Source organism: Xylophilus sp. GW821-FHT01B05 (genome assembly GCA_038961845.1).
GTDB lineage: Bacteria > Pseudomonadota > Gammaproteobacteria > Burkholderiales > Burkholderiaceae_C > Xylophilus.
In genome coordinates this window covers 2,559,397-2,576,799 of record CP152408.1, presented here as the reverse complement: position 1 = coordinate 2,576,799, position 17,403 = coordinate 2,559,397, and the positions used below count along the sequence as shown (strand labels likewise).

The 17,403-nt window shown below is 62.6% G+C and carries 12 protein-coding genes, 1 tRNA gene and 2 pseudogenes; 10 read left to right on the top strand and 5 right to left on the bottom strand.

The window, feature by feature from the left end; all coding sequences use genetic code 11:
• Positions 1 to 47: 47 nt before the first annotated feature.
• The 3 genes from AAFF27_12030 to AAFF27_12020 all read right to left on the bottom strand — a co-directional run bounded on the left by AAFF27_12030 (position 48) and on the right by AAFF27_12020 (position 4,064).
• Positions 48 to 1,109 (bottom strand): hypothetical protein, encoded by a 1,062-nt coding sequence (locus tag AAFF27_12030; GenBank protein XAH25866.1) that lies wholly within the window; start codon positions 1,107 to 1,109, stop codon positions 48 to 50.
• A gap of 35 nt (positions 1,110 to 1,144) precedes the next feature.
• Complete coding sequence (locus AAFF27_12025) at positions 1,145 to 2,419, bottom strand: MFS transporter (protein XAH25865.1); 1,275 nt, start codon at positions 2,417 to 2,419, stop codon at positions 1,145 to 1,147.
• Between the two features lie 91 nt (positions 2,420 to 2,510).
• Entirely contained in the window at positions 2,511 to 4,064 is a 1,554-nt protein-coding gene (locus AAFF27_12020) for a tannase/feruloyl esterase family alpha/beta hydrolase (protein XAH25864.1), read from the bottom strand.
• 97 nt (positions 4,065 to 4,161) lie between these two features.
• On the opposite strand from AAFF27_12020, the gene AAFF27_12015 reads away from it, so the two are divergent.
• Positions 4,162 to 4,893, top strand: a complete 732-nt coding sequence (locus AAFF27_12015) for a Crp/Fnr family transcriptional regulator (GenBank protein XAH25863.1) — start codon at positions 4,162 to 4,164, stop codon at positions 4,891 to 4,893.
• On the opposite strand, the gene AAFF27_12010 is transcribed toward AAFF27_12015, so the two are convergent.
• Positions 4,883 to 5,908, bottom strand: a complete 1,026-nt coding sequence (locus AAFF27_12010) for an alpha/beta hydrolase (protein ID XAH25862.1) — start codon at positions 5,906 to 5,908, stop codon at positions 4,883 to 4,885. The genes AAFF27_12015 and AAFF27_12010 overlap by 11 nt on opposite strands.
• 199 nt (positions 5,909 to 6,107) lie before the next feature.
• On the opposite strand from AAFF27_12010, the gene AAFF27_12005 reads away from it, so the two are divergent.
• Together AAFF27_12005 and AAFF27_12000 are read left to right on the top strand one after the other, a co-directional pair.
• Positions 6,108 to 6,181: transfer RNA gene (locus AAFF27_12005), tRNA-Gly, on the top strand.
• Between the two features lie 118 nt (positions 6,182 to 6,299).
• A pseudogene (locus AAFF27_12000) lies at positions 6,300 to 6,829 on the top strand (IS5 family transposase).
• Between the two features lie 482 nt (positions 6,830 to 7,311).
• Here the strand turns inward: AAFF27_12000 and AAFF27_11995 are convergent.
• On the bottom strand, positions 7,312 to 8,160 hold the full coding sequence (locus AAFF27_11995; GenBank protein ID XAH25861.1) for a helix-turn-helix transcriptional regulator: 849 nt from the start codon (positions 8,158 to 8,160) through the stop codon (positions 7,312 to 7,314).
• 189 nt (positions 8,161 to 8,349) lie between these two features.
• Between AAFF27_11995 and AAFF27_11990 the strand changes: the two genes are divergently transcribed.
• From AAFF27_11990 to AAFF27_11960, 7 genes and pseudogenes are all read left to right on the top strand, one after another.
• Positions 8,350 to 9,330 carry an SDR family NAD(P)-dependent oxidoreductase gene (locus AAFF27_11990; protein XAH25860.1) on the top strand — a complete coding sequence of 327 codons (981 nt, stop codon included), beginning with the start codon at positions 8,350 to 8,352 and terminating at the stop codon, positions 9,328 to 9,330.
• Positions 9,331 to 9,418: 88 nt separating this feature from the next.
• Complete coding sequence (locus AAFF27_11985; protein XAH25859.1) at positions 9,419 to 10,711, top strand: MFS transporter; 1,293 nt, start codon at positions 9,419 to 9,421, stop codon at positions 10,709 to 10,711.
• A 262-nt stretch (positions 10,712 to 10,973) separates the two neighbouring features.
• A complete protein-coding gene (locus tag AAFF27_11980; GenBank protein XAH25858.1) occupies positions 10,974 to 11,867 on the top strand; it encodes a hypothetical protein in 894 nt (297 codons plus the stop codon).
• Between the two features lie 387 nt (positions 11,868 to 12,254).
• A pseudogene (locus AAFF27_11975) lies at positions 12,255 to 12,485 on the top strand (IS5/IS1182 family transposase).
• A gap of 155 nt (positions 12,486 to 12,640) precedes the next feature.
• Entirely contained in the window at positions 12,641 to 15,709 is a 3,069-nt protein-coding gene (fdnG, locus tag AAFF27_11970) for a formate dehydrogenase-N subunit alpha (GenBank protein XAH25857.1), read from the top strand.
• A gap of 9 nt (positions 15,710 to 15,718) precedes the next feature.
• Entirely contained in the window at positions 15,719 to 16,702 is a 984-nt protein-coding gene (gene fdxH, locus AAFF27_11965; protein XAH25856.1) for a formate dehydrogenase subunit beta, read from the top strand.
• A gap of 28 nt (positions 16,703 to 16,730) precedes the next feature.
• Positions 16,731 to 17,387: a formate dehydrogenase subunit gamma gene (locus AAFF27_11960; protein XAH26224.1), complete on the top strand. Its 657-nt coding sequence runs from the start codon at positions 16,731 to 16,733 to the stop codon at positions 17,385 to 17,387.
• The last annotated feature ends 16 nt before the right edge of the window (positions 17,388 to 17,403 follow it).

The following is a 17,403-nucleotide window of genomic DNA, read 5'->3' as shown; positions in this document are numbered from 1 at the left end:
ATTTAAGAGAAAAGTGGCCCAATCCCTTTATGGACCAGGGCATATAGCTATTGATTCAGTAGCACTTCACTACTCAGTCGCGCCGACGGCGGGAGCAGCTCTGGCGCGCCGGCCGAGCGGACCACGCGGCCGCCACCCAGCACCCGCTTGCGCACCTGCCCTGCTCCTTCGGTCAGGCTGTAGTCGATGCGGTAATCCCAGGCCGCAACCGGCGCCTTGCGGTCGCCAATGCGCTCGATGCGCGCCTCTGCCGCGCTGCGCTCGCCGGGCTTGATCTCGCTGGCCAGCGAAGGGCCCCGCCCAAAGCCGACGACCACCCCGGCATCGTCGTACAGCGTGACCAGCACCTCGATGCCGACCTGTGCCAGTGCATCCGTGCGCGCGTTGGCCAGGCGGCCAAACAGCCACAGCTCATCCCCCTGCTGCACCAGCCGCACGCGCGTGAACCGCAGCGGCGGCCCCTCGGTCGTCCAGTACGGGGCCGACAGCGCATCCACCTGCAGTTCCTGCCGCGTGACGGTCTTGTCGCGCGGCAGCTTGATCAGCACCGGCGCCGTCTCGCCCGGCAGCAGCGTGCCGATCGGGACCGATTCGCTGTCCTCGCCCACGCGGCTGTTGCCGTCGTAGAAGATCGCCTTGATGTTCGGCCGCTCCAGCGCCGTGCCGGTCTCGTTGCGCGCCAGCACCAACAATTGGGGCGCAGGCGGTGCGCCCACCAGCACCTGGCGCGCCTCCAGCTTCAAGCCGTCTATCGGGATCGGGCGCGCCGCCGTGGCAGCCCCGCCCGGCCGGTAGGTGCCGGGCGGCTGGTTGCGGTCCGCGACATAGGCCATGACGCCATAGAAGACCATGATCAGCACCACGACCGCCGCCACGGCAAGGGCCATCGACTGGCCCACGCGCCTGTTGCGCACCGACTGCTCAGCCGCCAGCCGCCGCCCGGCTTCGCCCTTGACCTGCTCCAGCACGCGCTCCAGCCGATCGGACACGTCGTCCTCGACCAGCGACACAGACCCGCAATGCGCGCAGGTGTATTGGTTGAGCCCCGAGCGTTGCAGCGTGCCGCCGCCGCATTCACTGCACTTGAGCGTCTGCAGGTTAATGGTCAAGGGGAATCCTCCGGGCCGATTGCGGCGATATACCGCTATTTGAAAGCATCCCGGTATTCCCGCTCGTACCAGAGCTCCACCTCCTTCGCCGGCAGGCCCATGAACTCCTTCAGCCGTGGCACCAGCAGATAGCCCAGGCCGCCCAGCAGCACCACGCTCCCCAGAAGCACCTGCACGCCATTCACCGAGAAGGACTGCAGCGCAATGCCACAAAGATAGGAGCCGATGAAGCCGGCAAGCATGGTGAGGCTCATCCCGGCTGAACCCAGCCGCGCGCGAAAGTGCCGCGGCGTGGCCAGCATGCGGTACGAAGCCATGGCCAGCCCGCCCGCCATGCCAAAGAAGCCCACCAGAAAGTAGGCCAAGGCAAACAGCAGTGGCATGGATGCCAGGCCCGCCACCACCAAGGCCACGCCCTGGGCCATGCCGGCGCACATCAGCATGCGGTAGCGGCCCACGCGCTTGACCACCCAGGCACCAGGGCCCAGCCCGGCAATCAGCGTGCCGGCCGCCAGCATGCCCTCGGCCATGCCCAGGTAGACCGTGCTCCAACCCTGGTGGTGCACCTTGAGCGGGATCAGCATGGTCATCGCCGGCAGATAGGCGCAGGCCACGACCAATCCCATCAGCCCCAGGGTGCGCTCCATCGGGATCATGAGCCGCGCGCGCCAGATGTCGGCAATGTCGCGCAGCCAGCTCTTGCGAGTCTGCCCCTGTCGCGCACGCTCGGCCGCAGCAGCCTCGGGGCGCAGCTTCAGGAACATATTGAGCACACAGGCCAACAACATCAGCACCGCATGCACCCAGAGGCAACTGGGGACGCTGAACGTCACCAACGCCAGGCCCGCCATGGCCGGCCCCAGCACGCGGGCGGCAGACTCGACCGACGATTGCAGGCCATAGGCGGCCGCCACACGGTCTGGCGGCAGCATGTCGACCACCAGCGAGGCACGCGACGGAACGATCGCCGCCATCGCAATGCCATTGACCAACTGCAGCGCCACCAGCCAGTACAGCGACGCATCCTGCAGGCCGACCACATAGACCAGCAGCAACCCACGCAAGGCCACCAACCAGGAAAACCGCTTGAGCACCTTGAGCTTGTCGTAGCGGTCACCGATGGGCGACAGCAGCAGGTGCGACAACAGCGTGATCAGCGCCATCGCGCCCATGAATTCGGCAATCCCCGCCGCGCCAAAGCGCGACACGATGTGCCAGGACAGCACCGACAAGCCAAACAGGCCCGAGAAGATGGACAGGAACTGCCCCAGGAAGAACGCGCTCAGCCCGCCGTTGAAGATTGCCGCCAAATCAAGCTCCCGCCCATGTGTTTTCTTGGCGGGAAGCATGCAGGAAACATACCGGGGGCCAGCCGCGCCGCGCCCGGCAAGCCCCAGGAAATCAGGAACTCTGGCAGCTATAGCTGTCGGATGAGTTCACATCGCCGCTCCCCTTGTACTTCGGGAAGCTGGGGTACTTGCACAGTGGGCGCGAGAGCTGGGTGGCGCCGGTGACCGGGTTCAGTTGCTTGGCGATGATGTTCTGCGCCGACGGCTTGCTGCCGCCCTCGCTCCATTTGGATACCGCGTCGACGAGGTCGACCGTGTCCGCACCAACACCGCCCGCGCAATGCTGAACACCAGGCTCAAGGAAAAACTCCATCGAGGCATCACGCACCGTCGCGCCACCAACAGCGGTGGCGACGTTGTTGAAGTACTTGATCGAGCCCTTGTAGCTGATCGCCCAGTCGTTCGTGCCGTGCGCCAAGATCATCTTGCCGCCCTGGCCAAAGAAGGACCGCAGATCCGGCGTCGCATCAAGCGTGGTTGCCGACAGCTGCAGCGCAGGTGCGTAGTTCTCGGGCGTGAAACCGAGCACGTCAAAGGCAGGATTGCCGGTCACCCAGTACTTGATCAGGCCGCTGCCAAATTGAAACTGCAGCCCGGTGCCGCCAACAGCCGTGCCGCTCACCCAGGTGGGCCACCCCAGCCCTTCGCCGCCAGGGCCCCAGCCAGGGTAGATCGACCTGCCGTCGGCCGCCTTGAGCTCGGAGTAGATCGTGTTCGCGGTTGCGATCTGCGGATCGGTCAGGCAAGTATCGGCGTCGCCTGCGGTGCAGCGCAGCACGGCCGGATTGAAGGTGCAGGCCTCCTGGTTGCTGACGATGCCGTCGGCCACGCCGTCCAGCGCATCGCATTGCGCCGTGACGGTCTTGCCGATCAACGTCGCCTTGGCATCGTTGATCTGCCCGCCGGGCGCGGCCAGCGCCTTGCCGTTGGCCACGAAGGCCTGGAACAGCTCGGTGAAGCTGTAGGCCGGGGCACGCACCACGATGCCGTTGTAGTCGTTCGGGAAGCGCGTGGCCTGGATCAGGGCCTCGCGGCCGCCATTCGAGCAGCCCTCGAAATAGCTCTGCGCGGCATCGGCCTTGTAGCGCCGGTTCACGATCAGCTTGGCCACCTCGTAGACCGTATGGATCGACAGGTAGCCAAAGTCGGCCTGGCCGGTGGGGTTGTTCAGGAACGACGAGGCATCGAGGGCGCTGCCCTGGCGCCCGCCGTCAGAGGCAACCAGCACGTAGCCGGCGGTTGCGCCGCTGGGCGAAATGGGCGTGATCGTGATCGCGCCATCCCAACCGCCGCCGCCTTGGTACAGCAGCTTGTTGTTCCAGTTGCTGGGCAGGTGCACCTCGAAGTTCAGCGTGCTGTGGATGGTGCCGACGACCTTGCAGTATTCGCCGACGCCAGCCGCCGCCGCGACCAAGGTCGCCTTGCCCAGCGTGGCTCCGCCCACAGAGGTGCCAGAGAGCGCGTCGCACTGCGCCTGTGCCGACGCCACTGGCGGCGCAGCGGGGGGACCGTCGCCGCCGCCGCAACCGACCAGCAGGCCTGCGGCACAAAGCGCCGCACAAAGAGGTGACGCGACGAGGCCCGCGCCCGGGATGGGGTTTGTCATGCTTGTCTCCTATTGCTGTTTTCTTAGACTCAGGCACCCGAACCAGGGCCTGCGCGTCGCATGCTAGGCCGCAAGTCCAAAAAAAAATATCTTCCAAATGACAAACCACCCATCCCAGACGATCGCGATGCTGCGGGCCTCGGTCTGGGCCCGTGGATTGAGTGCAGAACAGTTACACAAGGTTGAGAGCGAAACCCAGGAGCGGGTCTATCCGGCCGGCGCCGTGCTGTTCAGCAAGAGCGCACCCGCCCTGCACTGGATCGGTGTCGTCGAAGGCATGGTGAAGGTCGACAACGTGGCCGCAGATGGGCGCAGCACGACCTTCATCGGTGTCTCCGACGGCGGCTGGCTGGGTGAGGGCTCCTTGCTGAAGGGCGAACTGCGGCCCTACGAAGTGGTCGCGCTGCGCGAAACCCGTATAGCGCTGGTGCCAAGCTCCACCTTTCATCACCTGGTGGACACCAGCCTGTCGTTCAACCGTTTTCTGCTCGACCAGTTGAACGCCCGGCTCGGGCAGTTCGTCGCCCTGGTCGAGAGCTACCGCATGCACGACGTGGCCTCGCGCGTGGCCTACTGCCTGGCCGAGCTATTCAATCCGCAGCTCAACCCGCTGACCGGGCACCTGCTGCAGATCTCACAGGAAGAGGTTGGCCGGCTGGCGGGCCTGTCGCGCCAGATTGCACACCGCGCGCTGCATGAGCTTGAGCACGCGGGACTGGTGCAGGTGCAATATGGCAGCGTCGACGTACGCGATGTCGACGGGCTGCGGCGCTATGTGCGCGAGCACGGCGCGGGGGCAGCGCCCGCGGTGCAAATCATCAAGGCTTGACGGCCCCGTCCGCACGAACCTGGTCAACGACAAAGCGCACCGCCTGCACAACGGCAGCAGGGTCGTCAAACTGGATGTAGTGATCGGAATTGACCAGAAGCTGATGCTTGCTCTGCGAAGACCAGGTGGCCTCGTCGTCTTGCAACTCCTTCCAGACGGCCTTGAGCTGGGCGCCCTGCTCTGGCGTCATCTTCAGCGTCGCCAGGGCGGCTGGAGAGAGTGGCTTCATCGCGGTCATGACAAACAGCGGGCGGCTCCCAAGCTGCCGAAAAGTCCCGGCTTCGGCCAGCGTGCTGTCGAGCGCATCGTTTTCTGCGGAGAGTGCGCGCAGCGATGTCGATGCATAGGCCCGCACCGTTTCGGCCTGAGAGGCCGGCTGGTTCGGTGACTGCGGAATCAACAGCGGCGCGGCGGCCCGCACAGCGCCAGACCATCCCAGCGCCGCAACGACCTTGAGGGCCCCGGTGCTGGGCTCGGGCATCACGGCGCGGGTCCGTGCGACTTGCTCCGGGTGTGACGCATCGACAAAAACCAGCCCCGCGACATCGGCACCAAAATACTTGGTGTAGGTCATGACGTAAGGGCCCCCCAGCGAGTGGCCGACCATCACAAACGGAGCGTGCTCGCCAGCCTTGTTCAGGACTGCATGCAGATCTTCTGCGACACGTTTGGCGCTCACCGGGCCATCCACAGGGTCGCTCCACATCATTCCCGCACGGCTGTATGCGCAGGCTCGCGTATGTTGCGCAACCGGGTCATGCACTGCCGACCAACTCAGGGAACCGCTGAGGTCCAAGCCCGACTCGAACACGACGGTCGGGGAACCCGAGCCCCGGCAATCGAGTTGAATCCTGCGCCCACCGATGTCCACCATCTGGCCAGGCGCTGGGAATTCGCTCACGGCTTGATGCTGGCCGATGCGCTCATAGGCAACACCAAAAAGGGCTAGAAGGACTAAAAGTGCTGTCATTGCAAGGACGATTTTCCGAATCAAACGTTTCAAGGTAATGGTCATGGATGAGGTCGCAGAGTGAGGCCTCCGTCGCTTAACTGTAACCAGTGTCGCCCAATACTTGAGGCCGCAAGCATCGGCCTTCAGTGACGGCGCCAGCGCCCCCGACAAGGCCTGAAGTACAGTTAGAATCGCCCCACCGAACTGCCCCACCACGCAGCTTCGGCTCTTAGAAAGTTGTTTGAAATCAGCAACTTACGATGCGGGTGTAGTTCAATGGTAGAACGGCAGCTTCCCAAGCTTCATACGAGGGTTCGATTCCCTTCACCCGCTCCACTGCATCGATCCACGGAAATCCGTGGAAATCCATGAAGCGCTGCAAGTCGTTGTCATCAAACGGCTTTTAATCAAAACAGCGTTCCAGGGGCACCCACTGAAATCCACCTGAGCTGCTGTGAATGCCACGCTGATCGCGGCACCGAGTTCGACCAAGAACCTTGAAGGCGAGCGCGACCCGGAAATGCATCAGGTCAAGAAGGGCAACCCGTGGTGCTTTGGCATGAAAGCCCGCATCGGCGTGGATGCCGCGTCGGGGCTGGTGCACACACGGTGGTGGGGACGTCGGCCAATGTGAGCGACATCAACGTAGCCGGAGCGTTGCTGCACGGCGAGGAGGACGCGGCCTTCGGGAACTCGGGCTACCAGGGCGTGCACAAGCGGGCAGAGGCTGCAGGGCCGACTTGGCATGTGGCGATGCGCCCGGGCAAGCGCAGGCTGCTCAACCCGTTCATCGAGCCGGAGTTCGTGGCCGAGCGTGTCGAGAAGATGAAGGCCAGCATCCGAGCCAAGGTCGAGAACCCGTTCCGGGTGATCAAGCAGCAATTCGGGTTCACGAAAGTGCGCTATCGCGGCTTGGCAAAAAACACAGCGCAGATCGTCACGCTGTTCGCGCCGTCGAACTTGTGGATGGTGCGGAGAAGTTGATGGAGGCCAGGGAATGAGTGCGTCTGGAAGGCCCGAACCAGGCCTGCAGGGCGGCCAAAGCGGCTACCAAGCGCAGCAAATCGTTGCCGAGCTTGCTCGATCAATGCATCAGGTCGCGTCGGCATCACCTTATTCATTCAGCTGCGATTGCAGATCGTGTCCTGCAGAACATCCCTAGACCAAGACTACAGCCAGAATCAAAGGTGAAACGCCGCTGTTTCCACAGAGTGGCGCATTAGTTGAGGTCGGGCATGAACCATTCGGAAATTGAAGGCAGCAGTGCGTTTTTGCCTTCGGCAGACGGGATGTACCCGATAACTCAATTAGTTGTTTCCTGGTCTCACGGTGGTCGGCGGTCAATCCGGTCGACCTTGCATCGGCTGTTGATCGTCTTGGTTGTGCGGTGCTGCAGATGTCGCAGCGGGGTAGCGAAAAGGCGCACCTCCAAGGGCAGCGTACGAAGCTGAATCTTGGCGAACTCTTTAGGCGGAACCAAGGAGCCGATCGAGCTTCTCCGCGGTGTCTTCCTCTTGCAGCGGGGTATAGATGACGAGCTTCATCTCGGAATGGTCAAGAACGGAAAGCCTCGTGTATTCGAACACCATGCGCCCAACAGTAGGCTGGTCGATGCGCTTGAAGCCAGCCACGGCACTCGACACTTCGTGCTTTGACCACGACGCTCGAAATTCAGGGCTCTTGCTGCTTAACAGCGTGATCAGGCGTTCGAAGTCCGGATCTCCGGCGAAACGCACGCTATCGGCGCGGAAGTTAGCGAGAGCGATCGGCGCCATGATTCCCCAGTCCACTACTTTCCGCCGATGATCCGGATTGGCGAACACCATGTGCATGATGTTTCGCTCGTCGCCCTGCAACAGGTCGTAATCGCCGAACACGGCCTCAGCTGCGTGGTTCCAGGCGAGAACATCCCACCGGCGCCCGAGCACGTAGGCTGGCTGTCCGGTCATGCTCTCCAGCATGCGCAGCAGCGCGGCAGGAACAACCTCGGGCCCCGATGGCGGCATACCCGGAGGAGCTCGGTCGCTGAGCCGGAAGAGATGACGCCGTTCGTCGGAGTCGAGCTTCAAGGCACGGCCAAGCGCCGAGAGAACCTCTACCGAAGGACGAACAGCACGGCCCTGTTCCAGCCACGTATACCAAGTTGCCCCGACGCCAGCGAGCAGCGCCACTTCTTCGCGCCGCAGGCCTGGTGTGCGTCGTCGTGCCCCATTGGGTAGCGCGACATCCTCGGGCGACAGGCGTTCCCGCCGGCTGCGGAGAAAGTCGGCCAGCTCCCGGCGCCGCGTGTCCTCGCTTGTTAGCGGCATATCCATAAAGACATCGTAGCAGAACTAATACCAGGATAAATCCGGTCCTGTTTATGTTTTTAAGCCAGTGCCAAGATCCCATGGCGTTTGGATCGTAGCCATGAAAGGCGCGATTGAAAATCAATTGAGGCAGTCGCTGGGGTAACTGGCCCCGACGAAGACGTATCCAACCAGCAATTGAAAGGATCAGACAACATGTCCGAGAAGCCAAAACCACCACTCTCGCCATGCGGCCAGACAGTTTTGCCTGCCGATTCAATTGGGGGTGAACGGCGCCAGTTCCTCAGGGTGCTTTCATCCACGGTGGGGGCCGCTGTTGTAGCACCGGCTCTCGCTTCGATGGCCTCGCAAGTGAGCGCTGCCGACGCCAAGGACAAGAGGACCATCCTGATTACCGGTGCCACGAGTGGCCTCGGTCGACGAGTCGCCGAGCGACTGGCAGGTCCCGAGACGACGATCCTGGTCCATGGTCGCGACCGCGAACGAGCCGAAGAGGTGTTGATGGCCATCCAGCGGGCGGGTGGGACAGGACGTTTCTACCGTGCCGACCTTGCCTCACTGACCGAGGTATCCGGGCTCGCCGACGCGATCATTAAGGACTTTGGCCAGCTCGACGTGCTGGTCAACAACGCCGGCATTTATATCGGCAAGGCTGACGAAGGGCGGCAAATCAGCAAGGACGGTCACGAATTGCGATTCGCGGTCAACTATCTTGCGCCCTTTGCTCTGACCCGTCGCTTGCTGCCGCTGCTGACGGCCAGCCGACCCGCCCGGATTGTCAACGTCGCATCATCCGGGCAGAACGCGATCGACTTCAACGATGTCATGCTGTCCCGTGGGTACAGCGCGCAGCGCGCCTACGGCCAGAGCAAGCTCGCGTTGATTATGTTCACGATCGACTTGGCGAAGGAACTGCAGGGATCAGGCGTCACTGCAAATTCAGTGCATCCGGCGAACTACATGGACACACCCATGGTACGGGAGTCGGGGATCACCCCATGGAGCAGCGTCGATGAAGGGGCGGCTGCGGTGCTCTACCTCATCAACTCTCCTGATATCGAGGGCCAGGGCCTCTATTTCAGCGGTCAGCGGCCATCGCGGGCAAATTCGCAAGTTTATGACGAAGAGGCACGCGCCCGTCTTCGCACGCTGAGCACCCAACTCACAAATTCATGACCGATCCGAGGTCAATGCGCGGATGCTGTGCTCCCCTGCTACCGATTGCGGCATGCCGTTGGCTTCCGTTATTTAGAAGGGCTCAATAATGGTGATGGTTAAATCCGCCCTTTCGCGCTTATTAAATATCGAACGGACAGAAGTCGCTGCGGTTGTAGCCGGCTTCCTGATGCAATTCACTTTGTTCGTGTGTTATTTCTCCATGAGGCCCATTCGGGAAACCATGGGCATCGTTGGCGGGGTGAATAACCTTCAATGGCTTTTCACAGCAACCTTCATCGCGACTTTGGCGGTCTCTCCGCTTTTCGGATGGCTCGTCTCGAAGGTGAGGCGCCGCAACATCACACGCTGGATGTTCGGTTTCTTCGGCCTCAACATACTCTGCTTCGCACTAGCGATTTACCTGTACGGCGAGACCGTTTGGCTTGCCCGGGTCTTCTTTGTCTGGTTGTCCGTGTTCAATTTGACAGCGATTTCGCTTGCGTGGAGCGTTTTGGTGGACGTATTCAATTCGGAGCAGGCGAAAAGGCTCTTTGCCGTCATGGCAGCCGGCGCCAGCTTGGGCGGCCTCGTCGGCCCGCTACTCGGCGTGCTGTTCGTCACCAGCATCGGTAACGCCGGACTGCTTCTGATTGCCGCCTTGATGCTGGTGGTGACCATCGCGTGTTCGGATTACCTACAGCGTCGGCACACAAATTCAAGCAAGGCTGAATCACCTTTTCCCATCGAAAGTGCAGCAGGAACGTCGTTGGGCGGCAACTCCTTCGCGGGAGCAGTGCATGTCTTTACCTCCCCACTTCTCCTTGGTGTCGCAATCTTCGTCGTCCTTTTGGCCAGTGTCACTACGTTTCTGTACTTTGAGCAAGCCCGTTATGTCGCAGCTCATTTCACTGATCGGTCCGAGCAGACCCGTTTCTTCTCCGGAGTCGATGCAATCGTCCAGTTCTCGACGTTGCTGATCCAGATATTCCTGACCGGCCGGATTGCTGCCACCTTCGGCATCCGGGCCTTGCTGTTGGCGGTTCCCGTCATGATGACCGCAGGCTTTCTCATGCTGAGCTTTTCTGCGGCGCTGGACATGTTCGTCGTCGTCATGGTCATACGACGCGTCGGGGAATATTCGCTTGTTCGTCCAGGCAGAGAGATGCTTTTTACGTTCGTGCCGACGGCCGACAAATACAAAGCGAAGAATTTCATTGATACGGTTGTCTACCGCGGCGCTGACGCTGTCAGCGGCTGGGCCAAGGCAGCCTCGGACTTCCTGCTCGGTCCGCAAATGGGCACTGTGGCGGGCGCTGGCATAGCTCTCGCCTGGGTCTTCTCCGCCATTTACACGCTGCGCAGGCACCGAGAGACGGAAGAGAAAATGGTACTCCCTTGAAGATGGACGCAGCGAGACGGTCACGCTCACGGGAATGAAGGTCAAGGCACGAAACCTGGCTGACCGCCGCTGGTTCTGGGTCATCGCGGCAGAGATGAGCGGCCGATGATCTTCGAGCGCGACATTGTCTGGATCTCCTTTCCGGGCCATCGCCAGACCGAGAAATGGCTGCACGACAGCTGGCTTGTTGAGAACCTCGGCAAGTAGTTACCCAGTTGCCCCCATGTCCCGTCCGCCCAACCTCAACGCTGAAGGAGTTTCCATGTCCCGCTCCCGTTTCAAGATGCTCGCCGTCGTCTGCCTGCTCGGCCCGCTGGCCGCCTGGGCCTCGGAACGAATCACTGTGGAGAACGTCGGCTTCGCCGCGCCCGAATCCATCGTGCATGACACCGTGGCCGATGTGTATTACGTTTCCAATATCAACGGAGGCATTGCCACCAAGGATGGCAACGGCTTCATCAGCCAGATTGCACCTGACGGCAAGGTGTTGGCGTTGAAGTGGGCCGATGGCGCCACCGCAGGCACCACGCTACATGCGCCTAAGGGTCTGGCGATCGCCGGACGCACGCTGTACGCGGCTGACATCGACACCGTGTACATGTTCGACCTTGCCACCGGCGCGCCGCAAGGCAACATCCCGATTCCCGGCGCCACCTTCCTCAATGGTTTGGCGGCGTTGCCTTCTGGCGAAGTGGTCGGTACGGAAAGTGCCTTGTTGGTGGAGGGAACGACCGTCACCCCCACCGGCAAAGACTTCGTCTACCGGATCGGCACCGACCGCCGTGTGTCAGTCATCGCGCAGTCAGCGCAACTCAACCAACCCAATGGCATCTCGGTGGTGCCTTCGGGGAATTTCCTTGTCTCCACGCGCGGTGCGGCAGAAGTCTACGAACTCACGGCCGCGGGCGAGAAGCGCAACGTGCGCACGCTGCCTGGCAAAATCGTCGATGGCGTGGGCACGGCACCCGACGGACGCGTCTTCGCATCGTCCTGGGAAACGTCGGAGGTCTATGCCGTGACGCCGCAGGGCCAGATCACAAGCCCATTCGGTAAGCTCGCCGCGCCGGCGGCGGATTTCCACTTCGATCTCAAGCGCAACCGCATCCTCCTGCCGCTGCTGCGCGCGAACACGGTGCTGCTGGCACCCATTCCATAAGCAAGTGACAGGAGGGCCAGCCACCATGTCGATCCGATTGCGAGTGAATGGCCGAGCGGTGACGGTGGAGGCGGCCCCGGCCACCCCGGTGCTGTACGTCCTGCGCCTCAACGGCGCCGAGTGCGGCTGCGGCGCGGGCGGGGCAGTGCGGGGCCTGCAAGGTTGTGCTCGATGGGCAGGACGTACCCTCGTGCATCGCCCCCCTGTCCCTGGCCGAGGAGCGGGACGTTCTGACCAGTCAGGATGGATGAAGAGAAGAAGAAGCCGGGCAAGTACCGGACGACGAACTGGGCGTACCCGACTTCAGCACCGTGAGCCGCCGACAAGCGCGGCTGCAAGTGCGCCTGAGCTGCCGCCCCGAAGGGCGGCGGGGCCGGTGTACAGGTGCGCAATGCGGCCGTACCGGCCTGCAAGCGACTGGGGCAAACAATCTGGAAGAAATGGAGCGGCTGCCACCGGCGCAGCTTGGTGGAGACCAAGATGCACTGCTTCAAACGACTGGGTGAGCGCGTGATGGCCAGGACCTTCGAGCGCCAGGTGGTCGAGTTGCATATTCGTGTCGCACTGTTGAACCGGTTCGCGCAACTGGGCTGCCCGATGACGGTCGCCGTGGCATGACTGCGTCTGGGGTCAGGGGTGTTGCGCATGACACTGGGGTTGTGCAACAAAGCCGGTCTGCGCTCAAAGCCCTGCCGGCCGCGCAGGCGCTGAAATTGGCAAAAAGCACCACCGGGCCTAAGATGCGCGAATAAGCCTCTTAAAAAGGTAACCCCATGGTGCAACTCTCACGACGCCAGTTCATGAAAGTGACTGGCAGCACGTTGGCAGGCTCCAGCCTGGCCTTGATGGGCTTCTCGCCCGCTACGGCGCTGGCCGAGGTTCGCCAATACAAGCTGATGGCGACCACAGTCACGCGGCAGACCTGCACTTACTGCTCGGTTGGCTGCGGCATCCTGATGTACTCGCTGGGCGATGGCGCCAAGAACGCCAAGCCCTCGGTGGTACACGTCGAGGGCGATCCGGACCACCCGGTCAACCGCGGCACCCTCTGCCCCAAGGGGGCGAGCCTGCTGGACTTCATCAACAGCCCCAACCGCCTGCTCTACCCCGAGTACCGCGCGCCGGGCTCCAGCGAGTGGCAGCGCATCTCCTGGGACGACGCGCTGGACCGCATCGCCCGCCTGATGAAGGCCGACCGTGACGCCAACTTTGTCGAGAAGACCCCCGAGGGCCTGACCGTCAACCGCTGGCTCACCACCGGCATGCTGGCGGCCTCTGCCAGCAGCAGCGAAGCCGGCTATATCACCCACAAGATCGCCCGTAGCTGGGGACTGCTCGCATTCGACAACCAAGCCCGTGTCTGACACGGCCCGACGGTGGCAGGTCTTGCCCCGACGTTTGGCCGAGGAGCGATGACCAACCATTGGGTGGACATCAGGAACGCGGACGTTATCTTGATCATGGGCGGCAATGCCGCCGAAGCCCACCCCTGCGGCTTCAAGTGGGTGACCGAGGCCAAGGCGCATAACAAGGCACACTTCATGGTGGTGGACCCGCGCTTCAACCGCTCGGCGTCGGTGGCTGACTTCTATGCGCCGATCCGTTCCGGCAGCGACATCGCCTTTCTTGGCGGGGTCATCAACTACCTGCTGACCAACGACAAGATCCACCACGAGTACGTCCGGAACTACACCGACTTCGCCTTCATCGTGCGCGAGGATTACAGCTTCGAAGACGGGCTGTACTCGGGCTACAACGCCGAAAAACGCACTTACGACAAGGCCAGCTGGGACTACGAGCTGGGCGAAGACGGCTTTGCCAAGGTCGATGCCACCTTGCAGCACCCGCGTTGTGTCTACCAGTTGATGAAGCAACATTACGCCCGCTACACGCCCGAGAAGGTCGAGAGCATCTGCGGTACGCCCAAGGCCAAGTTCCTGCACGTGTGCGAGAAACTTGCCTCCACCGCCGTGCCCGGCCGGGCCGCCACCATCATGTATGCGCTGGGCTGGACCCAGCACTCCATCGGCGCGCAGATGCTGCGCACGGGTGCCATGGTGCAGTTGCTGCTGGGCAATATCGGCGTGGCGGGAGGCGGCATGAATGCGCTGCGCGGCCACTCCAACATCCAGGGGTTGACTGACCTGGGCCTGCTGTCGGCCAGCCTGCCGGGCTACCTGACCATGCCCAACGAGGGCGAGCAGGACTACCAGCAGTACATCACTTCACGCACGCAAAAACCGCTGCGCCCGGGCCAGGTGAGCTACTGGCAGAACTACCCGAAGTTCCACGTCAGCCTGATGAAGTCCTGGTACGGCGCCAATGCCACGGCCGAGAACAACTGGGGCTATGACTTTCTGCCCAAGCTCGACAAGCAGTACGACATGCTGCAGATCTTCGAGCTGATGGACCAGGGCAAGGTCAACGGCTATCTGGCGCAAGGCTTCAACCCGCTGGCGGCGCTGGCCGACAAGAACCGCGTGCGCAATGGCCTTGGCAAGCTCAAGTTCCTGGTCATCATGGACCCGTTGGCTACCGAAACATCGGAGTTCTGGAAGAACTACGGCGAATACAACGACGTTGATGCCAGCCAGATCCAGACCGAGGTGTTCCGCCTGCCGACCACCTGTTTTGCGGAAGAGGAAGGCTCCGTGGTGAGTTCTTCCCGCGTGCTGCAGTGGCACTGGAAGGCCGCCGAGCCGCCGGGGCAGGCCCGCACCGACATCTCGATCATGTCGGGCCTGTACCTGCGCATGCGTGAGCTTTATCAGAAGGAAGGCGGCAAGTACCCGGACCCGATGCTCAAGCTGTCCTGGCCCTATGCGCATGCAGGAGAGGCCACACCCGAGGAGATTGCCAAGGAATACAACGGCCGTGCCCTAGTGGATTTGCTGGACCCGAAAGACCCGACCAAGGTGCTGCGCAAGGGCGGCGAACAGATATCCGGCTTTGGCGAGCTGCGCGATGACGGCACGACGGCCAGCGGTTGCTGGATCTTTGCCGGCGCCTGGACCCAGGCCGGCAACCAGATGGGGCGGCGCGACAACGCCGACCCAACCGGCATAGGCAACACCCTGAACTGGGCCTGGGCTTGGCCGGCCAACCGCCGCATTCTGTACAACCGCGCCTCCTGCGATGTGGCGGGCAAACCGTTCAACCCCAAGCGCCGGGTGATCGGCTGGAACGGCAGCGCCTGGACTGGCGCGGACGTGCCCGACTTTGTCATTACCTCCGCGCCAGACGCGGGCGCCGGGCCCTTCATCATGAACCCCGAGGGCGTGGCGCGCTTCTTCGCGCGCAAGGGGCTGAACGAGGGGCCCTTCCCCGAGCACTACGAGCCCTTCGACACGCCGCTGGGCTACAACCCCATGCACCCCAACAACAAGGTGGCGACCAGCTCGCCGGCGGCCCGGGTGTTCAAGAACGTGTGGGAGAGCTTTGGCACGGCCGCAGAGTTCCCGCACGTGGGTACCACCTACCGGCTGACCGAGCACTTCCACTACTGGACCAAGCACGCACTGCTCAACGCCATCACCCAGCCCGAGCAATTCGTGGAGATTGGCGAGGTGCTGGCGCAGTCCCTGGGCATCAAGGCCGGCGACTGGGTGAAGGTGTCTTCCAAGCGCGGCTATATCAAGGCGGTGGCGGTGGTGACCAAACGCATCAAGCCCATGACCATCGAGGGCCGCACGGTGCACCACGTGGGCGTGCCCATCCACTGGGGTTTCAAGGGCGTGACCAAACCCGGGTTTATCGCCAACACGCTCACGCCTTTTGTGGGCGACGGCAATACCAATACGCCGGAATTCAAGACCTTCCTGGTGAAGGTCGAGAAGGTCTAAGGAGGCCGTATGTCCCTGCAATCCCTGGATATCAAGCGCCGCTCTGCCACCACCCTGCCCTCGCCCAGCGTGCGCGCGCCGGCATCGGGCGAGGTGGCCAAGCTGATCGATGTCTCCAAGTGCATAGGCTGCAAGGCCTGCCAGACGGCGTGCATGGAGTGGAACGATCTGCGCGATGAGGTCGGCACCACCAGCGGCGTCTACGACAACCCGACGGACCTGACCGAGCACTCGTGGACGGTGATGCGCTTCTCCGAGTACGAGAACGAGGAAAGCGGCAACCTCGAATGGCTGATCCGCAAGGACGGCTGCATGCACTGCGAGGACCCGGGTTGTCTCAAGGCCTGCCCCTCGCCTGGCGCCATCGTGCAGTACACCAATGGCATCGTGGATTTCCACGAAGAGAACTGCATAGGCTGCGGCTACTGCGTGAGCGGCTGCCCGTTCGATGTACCGCGCATCTCCAAAAAGGACCACAAGGCCTACAAATGCACCCTGTGCTCAGACCGCGTGGGCGTGGGGCAGGAGCCGGCCTGCGTCAAGACCTGCCCCACAGGCGCCATCATGTTCGGCACCAAGCAGGCCATGAAGGACCAGGCCGAGGAGCGCATCGAAGACCTGAAGGAGCGTGGCTTTGCCAAGGCCGGGCTCTACGACCCGGCCGGCGTGGGCGGCACCCATGTGATGTACGTGCTGCACCACGCCGACAAGCCCTCGCTTTACCACGGCCTGCCCGACAACCCGAAGATCAGTCCGATGGTCAGCTTCTGGAAGGGCGCAGCCAAGCCGCTGGCGCTGGCCGGCATCGCACTGACTGCCCTGGCCGGCTTCTTCCACTACACGCGCGTTGGCCCCAACGAGACCAACGAGCACGAGGAAGACGATGCCAATGACGAGGCCATCGAACGCCGCGAGGATGCGGGTGTGGACACCAATCCACTGGCCCAGGTTCACCAGCAGGAGGCTCGCCATGAGCAGCACCCACGAGGCTGAACGCCCCACTGCCCGCGACTTTGCCACCATGCACGACCAGCCGGTGATCCAGCGCTATACGCCCAACGAGCGCAGCAACCACTGGATCACCGCCATCTGCTTTGTGCTGCTGACGCTGTCGGGCCTGGCGCTGTTCCATCCGGCCATGTTCTGGCTTACCGCCCTCTTTGGCGGCGGGCCGTGGACGCGCATCCTGCATCCGTTCATAGGCCTGGTGATGTTCATGTCGTTCATGCTGCTGGTGCTGCGTTTCTGGCGCCACAACTTCCTGGAGCAGAACGACGTGCAGTGGATGCGCCAGATCGGCGACGTGCTCACCAACCGCGAAGAAAAGCTGCCGCCCATCAGCCGCTACAACGCCGGGCAGAAGATTTTGTTCTGGGTATTGTTGGGCTGCATGCTGGGCTTGTTGCTCACCGGGCTGGTGATCTGGCGGGCGTATTTCAGCCACTTCTTTCCCATTGGCGTGGTTCGCGCCGCATCGCTGCTGCATGCGTTCTTCGGCTTTGCCATCATCTGCTCCATCATCGTCCACATCTATGCGGCGATCTGGGTCAAGGGCTCCATCCGCGCCATGACCCAAGGCTGGGTGACCTATGCCTGGGCGCGCAAGCACCATGCAAAGTGGTATGGCGAGGTAGTGGACCGTGAACGCTCGCTGGCGCAAGAGCGGCGTGATGTCTAAACTGGCCTCTCCCTAG

Bases quoted from the DNA above. Each gene is read 5' to 3' on its own strand.
- AAFF27_12015 (XAH25863.1), top strand. From the start codon at position 4,162: ATGACAAACCACCCATCCCAGACGATCGCGATGCTGCGGGCCTCGGTC.
- AAFF27_12010 (XAH25862.1), bottom strand. From the start codon at position 5,908: ATGACCATTACCTTGAAACGTTTGATTCGGAAAATCGTCCTTGCAATG.
- AAFF27_11995 (XAH25861.1), bottom strand. From the start codon at position 8,160: ATGGATATGCCGCTAACAAGCGAGGACACGCGGCGCCGGGAGCTGGCC.
- AAFF27_11960 (XAH26224.1), top strand. From the start codon at position 16,731: ATGCACGACCAGCCGGTGATCCAGCGCTATACGCCCAACGAGCGCAGC.
- fdxH (XAH25856.1), top strand. From the start codon at position 15,719: ATGTCCCTGCAATCCCTGGATATCAAGCGCCGCTCTGCCACCACCCTG.
- AAFF27_12020 (XAH25864.1), bottom strand. From the start codon at position 4,064: ATGACAAACCCCATCCCGGGCGCGGGCCTCGTCGCGTCACCTCTTTGT.
- AAFF27_11980 (XAH25858.1), top strand. From the start codon at position 10,974: ATGTCCCGCTCCCGTTTCAAGATGCTCGCCGTCGTCTGCCTGCTCGGC.
- AAFF27_11990 (XAH25860.1), top strand. From the start codon at position 8,350: ATGTCCGAGAAGCCAAAACCACCACTCTCGCCATGCGGCCAGACAGTT.
- AAFF27_11985 (XAH25859.1), top strand. From the start codon at position 9,419: ATGGTGATGGTTAAATCCGCCCTTTCGCGCTTATTAAATATCGAACGG.